Here is a 16239-nt window from a genome sequence, read left to right as displayed (position 1 = left end):
CCTGGTACTGGAAGAAGCGTACGACGTTCTTGAGCGATTCGACGAGCGAAGATGGCTCTGCCGGTGTGGGTTCTGGTGCTGTCATCGTATATCGGCCTGTGAGCGGTCGGTGCTCATCTGCCTCCGTCGGCACCGACCGTTCGACAGCCAATTCTTGTCGTCGGCTAGTAAAATAGTTGGTGACCAGCCTCCTTGTTCGTTAGCCAAGCTGCCGAACCCTTGTGGGGTTTCAGCTTGACATCCCCTCCGCGTGAACGCGGAGGAATCCTGAGCGTTGGAGATTTCAGGTTTGCAGTTCCACCGAGCATCCAAACGGTAAGAATCCGTGGGGATGCTCACGGACTGTAGCGGGTGGGACTGCTGGGAGTGCCAAGCCCCGGTACTCCTATCCTCCGTCGTGTATGGACTCCCAGAGTTGTTTTTGCCTCGGGGAGTCCGGCAGACTTCGACAGACACGGAGTTACTTTCGTCGGCCGTACAGCAGTCAACTCCGGTCGAATCCTGTGAGGGTTCGCCGGTTATCGACTGGTTCCGATTATTGCTTGGTTGCTTGGGGCGGACAGGCCGCCATCGTAGGGCTGGTGGGAATCGCTTTATTCCCAACCGATTCCTACCTGTGTGTAGGGTTGTCTGTCAGTTAAAGCTACGCGCCAAATCTCACAGTGGCTCTTGTAGCGTCGATTGACTCCGTGTTGTCGGATTCATCCTGCGGCTACAGCCGCAGGTATTCTCCTCGAATCTGTATAAGAACCGTCAAGTAGTAATCTGAAATATGGAGGTGCGTCGAACTGCGCCGGTCAAACTCGTTGTTCCCGATGAGCGGCGCGACGACCTCCACGAATCCGCGCAACAGTTCCTCTACTGTGCGAATCGTGCCGCCGAGTTCTGTTGGGACGACGACTCCTACACGAACTGCGTTACGGCGAACTCGACCGCACGGGACGCGCTCTACGAACAACTGCGAGAGGAAACCGATCTCACCGCGAATCTTGTTCAAGAAGCTATCCGACGTGCCGTCCAAGCCACGAAAGGGTGCGTCGAACGGTGGAAACAGGGCAAGCGTGTGAGCCAGCCGGAGTTCACGTCGTGGAGCATGGTCTACGACAAGCGAAGCGCGACGTTCTACCGCGACCGTGTGTCCCTCTCGACCGTCAACGGGCGCGTCGAGTGCGACTTTGAGCTTCCGGCGGATAGCTCGACTCCCTACGAGCGGTACGTTCTCTCGGAGGACTACGAGTTCCGTGCGAGCACATTACAATACGACAAGGCGACTGACGAGTTCTACTTTCACATCACGACGCGGAAGTACGATAACGACGAATCCGAGGTTTCGGCAGATACTGGGCATCAAACAGTCCTCGGTATCGACCTCGGCGTTAATAGCCAGCCGTCTCCTCGACCGGCCGCTTCTGGCAGGGTGATGACTACGACCATTGGTGCCGTGAGTTTGAGAAACGCCGTGGTGAGATGCAAGAGCGCGGGACGCAAGCTGCACACAACGCGCTCCTTCGCCTCGGCAAGCGCGAAGAAGCGTGGCGGAAGCAGTACATTCACACGGTCGCCAACGAGATTGTTTCGGAAGCCGTTGAACACGACTGCGACGTGATCGTGTTCGAGGATCTAACGGACATCCGCGAGCGTTTCCCGCAGGCAAAATGGCACCACATTTGGGCGTTCCGACGCCTGTACGAGTACGTCTCCTACAAGGCACCAGAACAAGGCGTCTCCGTGGAGAAAGTCGAGCCGAACCACACGTCGCAACGCTGCTCTCGGACGGATTGTGGGTTCACGCACGAATCAAACCGTGATGGCGAACACTTCTATTGTTTGAAGTGTGGATACGAACTGAACGCGGATTACAACGCTGCAAAGAACATTGGCGTGCGGTACGCTCGAAAGCGGAAACACAGACTCCGTTCCTCGCCCAAGTCGGGGGCGGAGACGCACCAGTAGACGTGCGTTTGAATGGTGGGACGTTGAACGGCGAGAGTCATCAGCCTATTGCTGGGGACTGATTGCCGGGTGTCCACATCAAAGCCACCGAAAGGCTTCGCCTTTCGAGGCCTCGATAGAGCTCCGCTCTATCGGTGGCCCCACCCTCAAGAACTGAGGCGCGTATGCGCCGAAGGAGTAGGGTAGGGTAGTTTACCACTAACGGTGAAGTTCCCCTAAATGCCTGTCTCAGGAACTGTAGGAGCCGGTCGCTCCGAGATAGTCGTTAGAGTATGTGTTAGACCTGAGTCTGTATCAAGAATACGTATTCCAATTCGCGCGAAGAGCAGGTCTAACACGCTGAACTGCCGGCGTGTTTAAATGACTAGTTCTAGACTGGTGGGATGTGGAGCGCGAATCCGCCTCGGTAGTCAAGCAGTTGGCTCCCAGCAGACCTCGATTCGCGCTTCCAGACCAAGCATGCATATACGAAAATCAGATTTTGATGCGTCCCACGACATCTGTGGGCTCCTTTGGAAGAATGTAATGACCACTGCTGGCGCAAGCGTAGACCTCCGAGGAGGGGATTCCGGTGAGTAATCGAGAGCCGATTCCCCCGGAAGTTCGGCAGTTGGTGATTGAGCGTGACGACTACGCCTGTCAGTTATGTGGTACTCTGGGAAGCCAGGCGGGCGAGGAGGCGACCCTCCATCTCCATCATCGGGAGTCACCAGCAGACGGTGGGTCGAACGACCCATCCAATCTCGTCACTCTCTGCGACGATTGCCACCATCACCACCACAGCACGCGGCGCAAGGAAGACGAGATACAGATAGACTTGGACGAGTACGACATCTCCACCACGCCCGCCGACTTCAAGATACTCGATGCGATCGAGGAGGTGGCACCCGCAACCCCGGGTGAGATTGCGGACGAGGCCTGCATCAGCGGCGTCCACGCGCGGCGTCGACTGTATGCGTTGGCTGCTGCAGGCGTGGTTGCGCATGGTATCGATGGGCAATGGAATATCGCCGACAGGGTCGAAGAGCCCGCTCGGGGACAACTCCCTGAGAGTCCGGAGCGAGCAGCCCAATTCGCTCGTGACGACGTGATTCGGCGGATGCGCGATGCCGGGATGTCGCACGCACGAATTGCCGATATCGTCGGGCTCGACGAGCGGACGATTCCGGTCGCTGCCAATCGCGCGCGAGCGTTCGATCCGCCGGTTCCCCCGTCCGAGGGGAGTGACCCGGATGTCGCCGACCTTGCCCGCCGGCTTGCATCGATCGAACGGCAACTGGACAGCTGATAATTACGTTCAAACAGAATATTCAATAGAATTAAAATTTGGGTTGGGGTTTTAGCGCCGGTCCATCCCCAACTCAGACGGTGGGGTACGTGTTGATTGCCTTCGGAACCGCTCCCACCCCAGTTATACGGAACATCGTGCTTTTCGAGGATCGATACGATGAGATATCCGAGATCTTGTATCGATAACGCCTCGGTATCAAACGAGTCATACAAAAGATACGGACTTTTCGGGTTTTTGGGCCGAGAACCCAACATAGCCGAGCACAGGTGTTCCATCAGTTTTGAGTTCGGTAATCAGATTCTGGGTGGCTGGATCACCGCACGATTCACATCCAGATTGACCGATATTCGTCACGATATTATTTTTTCTGAAGTCGGCCATCGCATCCAAGAGTTGCTGCGGGTAATGGTGAAGACGCCTTACAGATTCGATGCCACAGGCACCACCATGCACGCGAGCACGTTGATTGAACTCCGGGTAGTAGTAGCCGGCGAGGTCGTCGTCGACGCCCAAGAGCTCGAGACAGTCATCGAGGAAGCGGTCGACGTACTCATTCGATAGACGCCTCCGCGGAAGTGGCTCCAAGGCGAACTGGCCATCGACGCGCTTACGGAGGGTTCCGTACAGTGTGAGTTCTCCACCACGTAGATCTCTTTGCCAGTATCTCGATTCTAACTGAGTGAGTCCTTTCGGTCCGATTCCGACGAGATGGTTCAGATGATCTCTGAGCCGTGTATCCTTCGCTTGTTGTTCAACGGTCGAATTCCATTGTGACATAATGGATTCTGATCAACCCATTTGTCACTTATAAGGACTAGCCAAGCGAAAAAGAGTCGTATTAAGTTTGGAACGAGGCGGTCGGTTTTGATCATGAGCATCTGAATCTTCAATCACCTCATTCTCAACTTAACGTGATCAAATATATCTGACAAAGACTTAAATTAAGCAATAGTCAACTCCACAATGCATGGTTCCCAACCAACTACCAGACATCCGAACCCTCCGCTCGGCGGCCGACTTCCTCGAGATTCTCGAGGCACGTTCTCAGATATTGATTGACGCACACCACGGTCCCCATCGTAACTACCCATTGAGTGACCGTTCTTGCTTCGGTGCGGTCTCTCCCCGACTCACACCTCGTCGACACGGGTGGTGGCGATGAGACCCCGTCGCCCACCGCTGCGTCGCGATCTTCCCGGCCTCCCCCGCGTGTGCGATGAATTGCAAGCAACCACTGCACCAGCTGACAACACCCAGCTGCGTGATCACCTGGATTGCCTCCCTGGCCTTGGCAATGAGGAGGCGAATCTCCTTTCAGAATATCTCCGAGAAAACCATCCCACCTGCTCGAGACGATGGTATTACGGACCCGAGCCAACGCGTTCTCGGGCTCGCCGACCTGATTCGCACCCATCTGCGAGGGTGCCATGCGCTTCATCCGCGTGTCCAGCAGGTGGTGCCAGTAGGGACAGTCGATTGGCTGCTGGAGACCATTGCCAAGCGACTTGATATTCGACCTGATACCTTGTCATATCAATATCCGCACTATCTCCTTGACTGTCGCGGGGCTGCCCCGGATAGGGCGAGCCTCCACGCCCCACAGTACCACATCCGGACGCTGGACGTCGTTCGGGAGCTTCGAGCGAACGATATTCTGACGACGGTCTGTCAGCGTGATGCCCCCCTTCCAGAAGCTGAGACGATCGCCGATGCTGTCGACGCGATGGAAGCTGACAACGACACCGTTTGTGGCGTCTTCACCCTCCGGGGAGAGCGCGGCCCCGAGCCAGCACTCGTCTTCCACGATAATACCGTCCGTTCGGATGGCCCGACGCGGGCGGAGCTCTTCGAACACTGTAGGATGCTGCGGACGGAGTTCGGGGTAAGCTATCGGCTGGTCGATAGCAGTACGTATCGGTCGGAGGTAGACGATGACTGACGTCCGGTAGATTCTTTCCTATTTCACACGCACCAAAAGAGAACCGTTCACGTAGCAGTTCTACGGTCGTGGGGCGTTTTCGTGGCGACTGTGTTCTTCGTCTTTCTGAAGACTGTTGTAGTAGTGCTTGAGGGTCTCCTGTGCATCGAACAGACCTGTCCCTTCAAGAACCTCTCGACCCTGATCGGTGAGGCCATAGAATTTTGAAGGCATGTCAGGGTCGTCGCTGGTGTCGTGGTTTTCGACGCGTTCGATGACACCGACATCGATGAGTTTCTCGAGGTGCTCGTGGATCGTTGTCCGTCCGAGACTCGGATTCATCAACTCCAGCTCTCGAAGCGACGGGAGTTCCTCTGGGTGGCTGAGGATGCCCTGGATGAGCGTGAATCGCGTCTTCTGCGTGGCCATATCCAGCATTTCACGCCGCGTATTTAGCCCCTCTTCAACCCCTGCATCGATATCGGCGTGTTCCGGGTCGGGATGGCTCATACGTCAGTATAGTATCTCCGTTCCGATAGGCGTTTCGGTGAAAACCGAAATACTACAGTGCGGGCGAAACCCCTCGTGTTCCTACGTTCTGGTCACACATTTTATATCCACTTCCGAGGAACCAGACAGCCATACGTGACCCCCACACCGACCGATATTCGTGGTGAACTCACAGAACAAGCTCAAGCCCACTACAAGGGCCTCGAATTCACCTATGAAGACTTCAGAAGCAATCCTGAATTCTGCCTCGGAACTGAATGAAATCCGGTCAACCGACGACTCATATTTCGTGTTAGGGAGCTACGATGATGCAGCTGAACAGCGGCTAGAAACTGTCCGAGATCAACTCGATAATCGACCTGGTGCACGTGCCGTGCTGATGAAAGATGTTGCTGAAGAGTGGGAACACTCCTACCCGAAATTCCGCTTGATCGCTGATTTCGCAACATACCTCGTTGGCGTTGCAGAACATCGTTGTGGTGGTTTTCTTGTCGAAATGGGGTACTTCACTGCGGTTGAGAAATACTTCCAGAAAACGTACGTCTGCAAGCTCTCTTACCCGAACGACAACATCAGAGACACCGACCATGAATATCCGTATAGCTGGATGCAGATCGGTATTTTCGATCTTCTCGCCGAAGAACAACGCCTGTTCGTCTGGAAGAACGAAGACGGTCTTGAACTCTGCATCACCAAAATTCCGTGAAGTACCACGGGCACGGTGGCCCGTGGCGTCCGGGTTTAGGGCTGCACTGCACCAGCACCAGACTTTAATCCCTCGCACTCGCCTTACGGCTCGTGCCCGGCACGGGTAAACACCCGAAGCGAACGTTGCTCCGTGAGGGTCGGTCGCTCCACCACGACCCGACAACTCCCGTCTCACCGCCTCGTGACGGGTTTTGAGAGGAGCCGCATTTTCATGCCATCGGACGACCAGCAAAAGAATTGAGGTCTTCAATCCCATACTTTGCGTATCGTTTTCTGGTCGTTCTCGAACAAACGTGTATGAGATACTTAATCATTTGGACAATAGTTGACGCGCTTCACCCACGGGTGCGGTGACCCGTGGTACTCGCGCTGCTCTTTTTTATAGATTTTGTCATCCTCATCTACTGTTCACGCCGGGGAGGATGTCACGCCACACTGGACGTGCCGATTGAAGATGTCGTCAGACACCCCCAACGCTGGCAAGTAGTCCGAGAAGTACGATTATGACGAGCACGGCTGTACCGACGGTAAGCGGCGTGTTTTCCATCGCTTTCTCGTAGAACGGCATCGATGCGTACTGTTCGCGGAATTCGTCTCGGTTCGCCTCGTCGTAGAAGTACTTCGTTTTGAACGCGAAGCGCTCAGTTACCGCACACCCAGTACAGACCGGTGTTTCCTCCCGTCGCTCGGTTTTGATGTGCGAGTCACAGTTGATACTTCCGCAGTTCGCACAGTACGTGTAGGTGTTGTCGGTGCCTGCTGTGTCGCAGTGGACGCATTGATGGAGTTCGTCTTCGCTCGCTACGCGTGATGGTCCTGCTGCGAAATACTCGTACGGATACGAGTACTCCTGCAGGTCCGTCGTGTGCCGAACCTGCGGCAGGTACACCGGTTCGATTGACTGTACTGAAATATCGGAGCGATTCGGTTCACACGTTTTCGTGTACGTGACGTTGTTGTCTCCGGTATAGGAGACCGTCGTGGTGTGGTGGTCTCGGAGTCGTTGCACGGCCCAGTCTTTGTATTCGGTCTGGGTTTGCCCGAACCGCCGCTCATCAACTGCATCGAACAAACTATCGAACCGGTCCGCGTCGAGATCAACAGTCGCATGGAGGTTCTCCAACACCAGATTTGAGACGTCACCTGACGCAGCTTGGGGGCGTCCGCGGTCAGCGTGGACAACGAACCGAGATCGTTCGTCGATCCGGTGAACCACGCCAACCGACGTTTCAAAGACTGCGTTCGTATCCGCTGTCACAGCGACGACTGGTCGGAACGTAACGTTGGAATACGGCGCGGGAAGCTTCGATGACTGGATATTTTCGATGTCTTGGAATGCTTCTTTGACAGGCGCAGTCACCGATGTCGCTGAATCATACGGCCTGAGCGTTTCGTCGCACAGGATTTCGATTCGACCGTTGTAGAGGTCAAGTCCGATTTCGTCAGCGATTTCACGGAGGTCTTCACCGTCAATGAGTTCAATCGGATACGGGTCATCATTCCGCTGGAGTCGCTGGGCATACTCGATAGCCGGGGTAGTGAATCGACCAGTCGTGACCACCATCCCGCGCTTTGGCCCGTTGAACCCGAACGTCGCAATCGCCGAGTGAAGTTTCTGCACCACCGGTCGCCCGACAGTTCCTGTGTGCTTACACTCGACAACGATAGCCCGGCGAGTTCCATCGACGACCTTTTCCATGAGAATGTCACGTCCTTCGTCAGCCGTCCGCTCAGCTTGCCGAACGTTCTCGTAGCCAAGGTTCCGGAAGACATCCTCGATAACGTCCTCGAACTCGAATCCAGAGAGATCGTCCAGAACAGGCATTTTGCTGTTTTTTGATTATTGGTTGTCTGTCATATATTTGTTCCCTACGATTAGTGTTAGAGTACTCAGGACGGCGTGAGTAGGTCGTCGATGTCCGCTACAGTAAACAAGGACCACGAGTCATCGAGTTGTGCTTCGAGTCCGTCGACGAATCCGTTTTTCGAGAACAGGGCGAACTGCTCGTCTCGATCCGACGGTCCCCATCGGACGTGCTTTGCTTTTGCTCGCAGCCTCTCGACGAGATCTTCCCCGACCGGATCTGTCGTCCACTTACATTCGGCGAGGAGGACTCGGTCGTCGTTCGGTGCCAGCCCGACGATATCGATCTCCTCTTCTCCGTACCACCAGCGACCGACTTCGGAGTACGGTTCGAGTTCGCCGCGTCGAATCTCTTCCCAGACGGCTTCTTGGCACACGTCCTCGAACGTGGTTGCGACGTGCGTTGGGAGGTCCGGTTCAATCGTCCCGTCGTACACGATCTCTGGTGCTTCCTCGATACTTGATCGATGTGGCTCGACATACCGAAACCAGAACCGAAGGAACTCGTCCGCAACCCGGTACCGTGACCGCTTTGATTTCTTCCCCGAGGCCGTGATTGGGACATCTCGTTCGATGAGGCGGAGTCGGCGAAGTGTCTGTAGGTATTTCGAGAGCGGTCCCGAATCGATCCCCGTTGCGCCGGAGATCTCGTTCGGTGTCGTATGGCCCAATGCGACTGCTTCGAGGATGCTCATGTACCGGGCTGGGGTTCGGAGCTCGGTGCGCAGGAGGAACTCGGGTTCGTTATACAGTACCGCAGACGGTGACAGGACGTGTGATTGAATGTTCGCCGCGAGCGACTGGTCGTAGTCGAACAGGGTGAGGTACATCGGGGTGCCACCTGTGACGGCATACGAGCGAACCGCGTCCGCGATGTTGTATGAGATGACCGCTCGTGCCTGTTGAAAGGAGAACGGCGTTACGTCGAGTTGGGCTGTTCGTCGCCCGTATAGTGGACTCTCGTGACCCAGGATCTCTGACTCCATTGTGCTCACGCTCGACCCACAGAGCACCAGCATCGAGTCCGTTCCATCGAGCGCCTGGTCAACGAACGCTTGTACGTACGATGGAAGCGAGTCGTTCTCTTCGACGAGATACGGGAACTCGTCGATGACGACAACAAGGTCCTCTCGCTGGAGGTTTTCCCCGAGGTATTCGAACGCTTCGTCCCAACTGTCGATTCGAGGGACGCGCTCGTCGAAGTAGTCCGCAACTTGGTCGAGGAACTTCTCGCGCTGTCGATGCTCGGCTTCCTGCGCTGCAAGGAAGTAAATGTGGGGGCGGTCAGCACAGAATTCTTTGAGGAGTTCCGTTTTCCCGACCCGACGCCGGCCATAGACGACAACGAAGTCTGAACCGGGGGATTCTACCGCAGCGGTGAGTGTATCGAGTTCTTCCTCCCGGTCGTGGAAGGTCATACTTAGGATAATGATTACTGCGATAATGACTTAAGAATTCGGGTGGCCACCCCCACCGGAGTGATTCTTGCACGCGAACAAGACACCGAATCTGACGAGGGATGCAGGCGAGATGGGAACTAGATGTACGGGAAACTGTTTTCGCGTGGTGCCGGCTATTCACTCCTCAAACCCGGTACCGACGGTAAAGGAGGCCGGCGCGCAGGGCAGCTGGTTGTGCTGACACCACCGGCAGTGCTCACCCGAAGTGTACCGACTGAACGAGAACTCCGCAATATCGTTCATCGACGACGTCACGTCATCTCTGACTGCTTCCAGATCACCATCGCTGAACGTTCGGGATTCGACTTTCGGCCCGATGTCACCGACGTAGGCATATCCCGCGCGTGCAACAGGCTCATCGTACAGGTCACGGCACGCTAACAGGTAGATCGGGAGTTGCTTATCGTCCTCCAAGTCGCGGTGACGCTCGGTCGCCTTGTAGTCGATGACGACCAGTTCGTCGTCAGGCGTCCGGTAGACGGCGTCAATGTAGCCGACGAGTTCGTGCCCATCGATAGTGAGTTCGAACTCTCGCTCCGCGTCGATGATCTCGTAACTGGGGAGATCTAACTCGAAGTACCGGTCGATGCACTGTTTTGCCGCCGAGAGAGCGTCGTCAGCGCGGCGCTGACTGGCAAGTCGCTCGCAGATCTCGTACCACTCCTCACGACGTTTCACCCCTTGATTCGCGGCTTGCTCAGCGGTGTCGTGGAACAGCAATCCGATCTCACGTTGCGATACACCTCCCTTCGCATCGCTCGTGGCCGCGGTCTCCTGATAGTCGGGGAACGCGTTGACCACGTAGTCCAGATAATGACTCCGCGGGCATTCTTCATAGGCCGCCAGCGACGTGTAGCTGTGAGAGAGCGATGGCGACGGTGTCGACGGGCCAGTCAGCGACGCAACTTGGAGGATTTCCCGCTCGGCTCTCGGTGAGAGACTCCCATCGAGAGTGGCCGTTGCAAGGGTTAGCACGCGGTCGCGCGCAACCCCAACCGCGAGATCTTCCCCATCGTGCCTGACGGTACCGCCGATATTTCCGAGAGTCTCGCTGGCCAGCGTGTTCGTCCAGTCTACTGCGTCGTCCGGGAGACACTCTTGAACATCAGTCCAGAGCGGGAGCTGTCCTCGCTCTGGCTGCCATGGGATTCGAGATGGGAGAATCTCGCCGACCACTTCCGAAACCGAATCCTCGTCCGCAGCATCGTCGTCTTCCTCGCTGCCACCCTGCAGGACAAGGATGTCCTCGGCACGCGTGATTCCGACGTGGAACACGCGGCGTGTCTCACAGGCATCACGCTCGACGAAGTCCTGCGCGAACGCTGCTTCCGCGCCATCCGAGAGGCTGGTTTCGAGCGCGTCGTACGTACGTGAGCTCGGGGCCCATTCATCAGCCGTGACTTGTGGGATGAGGACGACCGGGAAGTCCAGGCCCTTGCTTTTGTGGATGGTCATCACGTTGACCGCGTCGTCGGCGACATCCGGCTGACTCGTGGGTGTGGTGCCACTCTCGTCGAACAGAGAGTCGTAGTGTTCGAGCGAGTCGATGAACTCCGGGGTAAGCGGCGGTTGGACGGCACTATCCCCATACTGTTCGATGACGTCCTCCAGTTGGGCGAGATCCCGGCGCTCTTGCTCGCTAAGATACCACTCGATGTTCGTGCGGTCCGTGAGTTCGCGGTACAGGTGACTGAGTGACGCTGAGTCGCGGAGTTCGAGTAGTTCCGTGGCGTGCTTGCGGACTTCTGCGACGCGGTCGGGCTCCTCGAACTCGTCGAGTGGCGTCTCCCGGAGTGTGTCCACGAGAGGCTCGTCGCCCGCGTTGAGCGTACGGAAGTCTGCGTCGCACAGACGGTACCGCATCAGGAGGACGCGGTTCCAGCTCACCTCGTCTTCCGGCCGTGCGAGCGCCTTCAGGTAGGCAGTGACGGTTCCGACGCCGACTGATTCCGTGGCCAAATCCCCAGCAACCTGATATGGGATGCCAGCGTCCTCGAATTCGTCGATGACAGGAGTCGCGTGGGCATGCTTCCGAACGAGTAACGCTATGTCGCCTGGATCGTACGTCTCATCGAGATTTTCTGCTGCACCGCTCAGTAAATTCTGTACGACGGTACGAAGTTGGGCTGCACCGTCCGAGTGGTCGTCTTCGTCCGGTAGTTCGACGGTAGCGACAGTGTCTCCGTCGTATGCGGGTTCGTCGACACGAGTGAGCGTCTTGTGCCGTTCACGGCGATCGAGTTTCTGAATCGCCTCGTTCGCAGATCGAGGATCGGCTGTCGGGAGCGGAAGTTCTCCTCCAGCGGTTCGTCCGTGAGCGCTGCGAACGCGCGGTCGAGTTCGTCGGTAATGTTGGCGACGTTCGCTCCGCGCCATTCGTAGATTGCCTGATCGTCGTCCCCGACGACGAACAGATTATCGTCGGTAACGAGTGACGTTACGAGGTCGAATTGGAGGCGATCGGTGTCCTGGAACTCGTCACAGAACACGTAGTCCCACCGGTCAGTGATTTCCTCGCCAATCGGAGAGTTCATCAGCGCAGCTGTCTCGACTACCAGGCCGTCGAAGTCAAGGAGATTGCGCTCGTCCAGCTCTCGCTCGTACGCCGCATACCCAGCCGTCAGGTCACGGGCAGTGAGACAGTCGGAAACGAACGAGTCGAGGTGGTCCGTGAGTTCAAGATCCAGATCGTCCGGGATCCCTTTCGGAGCACCGCTTGCGTACCCTCCGAACAGGTACTTCGGGAGTTTGTACGCGTTGTCTGGCAGGTCACGCTCGCCATCCTCGTGGGCCTCGAACACGGTTTCAAGCGCATCACACAGATCGACGAGCCGGTCGAGGAAATCCCGAGCACTGGCTTCGATCCCGTCCGTTCCCAATGCGTCGCGTTCCGCGGCGAGCTCATCGCGCACATCGGGAAGTGAGTCCAGCACGCTCGACACGGACCGGCCGCCGAGATGATCGCTGGCAATCGTTTCGATGCGCTCCGGGAGATCGGCGAGATCGTAGACGCGGTCGGTGGGCCCGAGGAACGCGTCGATGTCGTCTGGAGAGATGCCGCTGCGCTTCATCGACCCGATAAAGCTGAGCAGCTTCGACGCGGCTCCGGACGCGTACCCGTCGCTGCCGTACACGTTGGGTTTGACCGACCGGTACTCGATGTCGTCCAGAACATCCAGCACAATAGCGTACTTCTCGGCGTCGGTGACGACCTCGAAATCCGGGTCGATCCCGGCTTCGTAGGCGTAGTCAGTGAGGATCTCGTTACAGATCGAGTGGTACGTGTACGCGTCGATGTCGTACCCTGCTGTCCCGAGTTTCGCGTTAAGCTTCTCCCGCATCGAGTCCGCCGCGTTGTTCGTGAACGTCAACGCGAGAATCCGGTCCGGCGAGACGTCTTCCTCGTCGATGAGGTGCTCGATCTTTCGCACCATCGTGAACGTCTTCCCCGTCCCTGCACCGGCGAGGACACGCATCGGGTACGCGTCGGAGTTGATAATCGACTTCTGTTGGGGCTCCGGTGAGATGTCTGCTTCCGGCACCGGGAACCAGGACGGGTACTCGGACTCGTCGCTCATCGTTGCACCTCCGTGGACAGTCGGTCAGCACACATTTCTCGATAGTCGCAGTCCGGGCACGCCTCCTCAGTAATAAGGTCGAGCGGTTCCGGCTCGTACGTCTCGCCCGTGATGCCGTCGTGGGCGGCACGGATGAGCGCCCAGATCGTATCATAGTGCTCCTCGTAGATTTCCGTGGTTTCCCGAGGCCAGCCACGCGCGGACACGTCGTATCCGCTCGGGGTGCTCTCGAACGACGTGCTGTTGAGGATCCCGTAAAAACTGAACCGAACCGCCATCCCGTCCTCGTAGAACGGTTCGTTCTTCACGCCTTCGACGTATGTCGCCGTCTGGAACGCGTTCCGGACCCGCTTCGGTTCGTGGGCCTCTCCGTCGAGATGGTCGCTAATGTACTCGGCCGTTCCCGACGAAAGAACTCCGTCCGTGTTTCGCTTGTAGTCGAAGATGTGCAGCCCGTCGTCAGTCCGGATGACGTTGTCAGCTTTCCCGTGGAGTTCTCGACCATCCACTTCGCACTCCACCCAACATTCCGTGGCGACCGAGTAGCGAGCGTGCTCGATCCCGTCGCCGCCGTCCGGATCGAAGAATGACGCGATGGCAGCGCGGTTCTCAGCTCGTTGGTACTCCTGATGCGCAGCGGATTCGTAGTCGTCCGGGGTACTGTGTTCGTCCCACTTCGCATCGAAGACCTGCATCGCCCGGTTGTGTATCGTCTCCGGGTCGTCATCGCGGTCAGTCGCATCACACACGTCCTCGATAGTCTCGTGGTAGATCGTTCCTTGGTTGAGATACAGTTCTGTACGGTCCGGCGCGTTCACGTCTTGCGTGTAGCGGTAGTCGTACAGCCGCGGGCACGTCGCGTAGTTCGCTAACCGCGACGGGGAGAGCGACGAACTCATCGCCGAACCTCCCCGTTAGCGAATTCGACACGTGCACGCAACGCTTCTCGGAGCTCGTCTCCTCGGGAGCCGCTCTGGTCGAGCAGGTCCTGAATCTCTCCGAGTTCCGCTTCGACCTCGTCAAGCGATACCGTCACGTCCTGACTGTTCGCGCGGCGCACCTCCGCGAGCGCGTCGTCAACCCGCGACAGCAAGTACTGCTCCGCCGCTTGCTCACTCGTAATGTGTGGCTCAGCGGCCTCGGTCACCCACGGAAGCTCCTCATACGCTGCTGTGAGGAACCGCGATGCCTGCGTACGCTCTTCGAGCGCCGTGTCTTCGTACTCGTAGAGACAACAGTAGAGCCGCTCTGTCGCCGCGCCAGCACCGACAGCCAACCGTCGCCGCGCGTGCTCCGTGTGGTACTGCGCGAACGGTCGGCCTGACGCTGTCGACGTCGTCGGGAACGTCGCATCCACATCCGCTCCATCCAGTTCCGTCACACCCGGATAGTCCGGCATCGACGCGACCCGCTCGCTCGGGAACAACCGTGTCAAGAACGGGTCACCTGGGTACTCACTGTCGACGAGATTTACGAGAAAGACCGCGCGAAAGGCCTCGTTCTTAATCGCTTGCAAGTGATCGACTCGGACGCCGCCGTCAAGGTCCGTCGCGCAGTCTGATTCTGCTGCGGTGCGTATTCGTGGGCGCGTTCGAGCATCTCCTTGTAGGATTCCCACGTCGCATCTACGAACGCGGTCTCTTCGAGGAACTCGGCCATGCGGAACGCCCGTCGGACGTTCCCGAACTGCGCCCGTGCATCCAACGGGGCCGCCCGCTCTGCGATCCGCTCTTTTAACCCGGAGTCCGTTGCCCACCAGCGAATCGCGTCTTCGAGGCTCTCTGCCTCGCTGACACGGTCTAAGCGGTCCGTATCGAGCTCCGGGCTGTGGTTGGGTACATCACCTTCATCGTCAGCGAGATGCCGAACGGCCGCGAGGAGTTCCCGAATCGCGGGGTCGTCACCGAACCCGGTGACGGTTGTCGATTCCGTTGGAATCCCGGTGCCTTCGAGCGCTTCGATAATGTCTGTAACAGCGCTCCCGCTTTGCTTCGTGGCGACAGCGATGTCGTCGTACCCCCAGTCCGGCTGCGCGACGAGTGCTTCAATCTCGTTCGCAATCTCAGCGAGTTGTTCGTCACTGGAGTCTGTAGCGAGGACGGACACCGACCCGGATTCTGGATCTTCCGGGACCGTTTCGTCGGCGAAATAGGCTGCCGTCGCGGCTGGTCGCGTCGACGGCGTCCCCGATGCCCCACGTCGGGATTCACTGAACGAGACGTAGTCCGTGACTGGCCCGGTCTCGACCCAGGTGCGGCGCACACTCGCGTGCTCTTCAGCGACACAGACGAGCTCGCAGTCTCCCGCAAGCGCGTCGAGGTACGCGCGATCAAGCGGGAAGAACTCCTCAAACTCGACTGCGAGCACCGCGTCGAAATCAACGACCTCGTCGCGGGCATCCCCGGTGAGGACATCGAGCGCTTCCGAGATGAGTTGCCCGCGCTCCATGTGCCCGTGCTCGGCGAGCCACTCGTGGAACGCGTCAAGCGCAGTCGTGATGTCTCGGAGTTCCGGAGTATCGTCGGGCCTGACTGTCTGCCAGGAGATCGTGCCCATCACGGCATCCACGTCCTCGATGAACGACGGCTGTGCAGACGCCCGTTGGAGGTACTCCGTGTCCCACTCGTAGTCTTCGAGGAACCGGTACAGGAGTTCCCGTCGTAGGGCGTCGGAGAGAATGACGCGGTCATCGGTCTGGTTGAGGACATCGGTCGCGTGCACCACTGACGACGTCACGTACGGCGTCGCCGCGCCCGGCAGTTCCTCACCTAACGCTTCACGGAACGTGTCTGCGCTCGTCGGCGCACCGGTGATGACGAGCACATCCTCAGAATCGTGCTCGTCGAGAAGCATTCGGTATTCGTTTCGCGCTGTCCGTTCGACGTTTTCGCCCCCGAACGGTACCGTGACTAACGTCTCGTCGAACTGCCGGTGAGATGAGTGATCAGACATGTCTA

At 57.7% G+C, this 16239-nt stretch carries 8 protein-coding genes and 3 pseudogenes; 3 read left to right on the top strand and 8 right to left on the bottom strand.

Going from position 1 to position 16239, the window contains the following annotated elements:
* Positions 1-772 precede the first annotated feature (772 nt).
* Together ACFQH2_RS19140 and ACFQH2_RS19135 are read left to right on the top strand one after the other, a co-directional pair.
* Positions 773-2015: pseudogene (locus tag ACFQH2_RS19140) on the top strand (RNA-guided endonuclease InsQ/TnpB family protein).
* Positions 2016-2524: 509 nt separating this feature from the next.
* Entirely contained in the window at positions 2525-3241 is a 717-nt protein-coding gene (locus ACFQH2_RS19135; RefSeq protein WP_377050975.1) for an HNH endonuclease, read from the top strand.
* Positions 3242-3448: 207 nt separating this feature from the next.
* On the opposite strand, the gene ACFQH2_RS19130 is transcribed toward ACFQH2_RS19135, so the two are convergent.
* The 3 genes from ACFQH2_RS19130 to ACFQH2_RS19120 form a co-directional block, all read right to left on the bottom strand.
* A complete protein-coding gene (locus ACFQH2_RS19130) occupies positions 3449-3757 on the bottom strand; it encodes a hypothetical protein (RefSeq protein WP_377077165.1) in 309 nt (102 codons plus the stop codon).
* A gap of 1015 nt (positions 3758-4772) precedes the next feature.
* A complete protein-coding gene (locus ACFQH2_RS19125; protein WP_377050979.1) occupies positions 4773-5099 on the bottom strand; it encodes a hypothetical protein in 327 nt (108 codons plus the stop codon).
* 144 nt (positions 5100-5243) lie between these two features.
* On the bottom strand, positions 5244-5672 hold the full coding sequence (locus ACFQH2_RS19120) for a PadR family transcriptional regulator (protein ID WP_377050981.1): 429 nt from the start codon (positions 5670-5672) through the stop codon (positions 5244-5246).
* A 163-nt stretch (positions 5673-5835) separates the two neighbouring features.
* On the opposite strand from ACFQH2_RS19120, the gene ACFQH2_RS19115 reads away from it, so the two are divergent.
* Entirely contained in the window at positions 5836-6378 is a 543-nt protein-coding gene (locus ACFQH2_RS19115) for a hypothetical protein (RefSeq protein ID WP_377077163.1), read from the top strand.
* A 462-nt stretch (positions 6379-6840) separates the two neighbouring features.
* On the opposite strand, the gene ACFQH2_RS19110 is transcribed toward ACFQH2_RS19115, so the two are convergent.
* The 5 genes and pseudogenes from ACFQH2_RS19110 to ACFQH2_RS19090 all read right to left on the bottom strand — a co-directional run bounded on the left by ACFQH2_RS19110 (position 6841) and on the right by ACFQH2_RS19090 (position 16234).
* Entirely contained in the window at positions 6841-8205 is a 1365-nt protein-coding gene (locus tag ACFQH2_RS19110) for a restriction endonuclease (RefSeq protein ID WP_377050985.1), read from the bottom strand.
* 65 nt (positions 8206-8270) lie between these two features.
* The gene (locus ACFQH2_RS19105; RefSeq protein WP_377050987.1) at positions 8271-9662 is read right to left on the bottom strand and encodes an ATP-binding protein; all 1392 of its coding nucleotides are present in this window, start codon (positions 9660-9662) and stop codon (positions 8271-8273) included.
* A gap of 159 nt (positions 9663-9821) precedes the next feature.
* Positions 9822-13282 (bottom strand): annotated as a pseudogene (locus tag ACFQH2_RS19100) (ATP-dependent helicase).
* Complete coding sequence (locus tag ACFQH2_RS19095) at positions 13279-14181, bottom strand: RecB family exonuclease (protein WP_377050991.1); 903 nt, start codon at positions 14179-14181, stop codon at positions 13279-13281. The pseudogene ACFQH2_RS19100 and the gene ACFQH2_RS19095 overlap by 4 nt, the downstream one beginning before the upstream one ends.
* Positions 14178-16234 (bottom strand): annotated as a pseudogene (locus ACFQH2_RS19090) (DNA helicase UvrD). The gene ACFQH2_RS19095 and the pseudogene ACFQH2_RS19090 overlap by 4 nt, the downstream one beginning before the upstream one ends.
* Positions 16235-16239: the final 5 nt, after the last annotated feature.

Origin of the sequence: Natronoarchaeum sp. GCM10025703 (genome assembly GCF_042661985.1) — an archaeon.
Taxonomy (GTDB): Archaea; Halobacteriota; Halobacteria; order Halobacteriales; family Natronoarchaeaceae; genus Natranaeroarchaeum.
The sequence above is the reverse complement of the archived record's forward strand: the minus strand, read 5'-3'. Positions and strand labels throughout refer to the sequence as shown.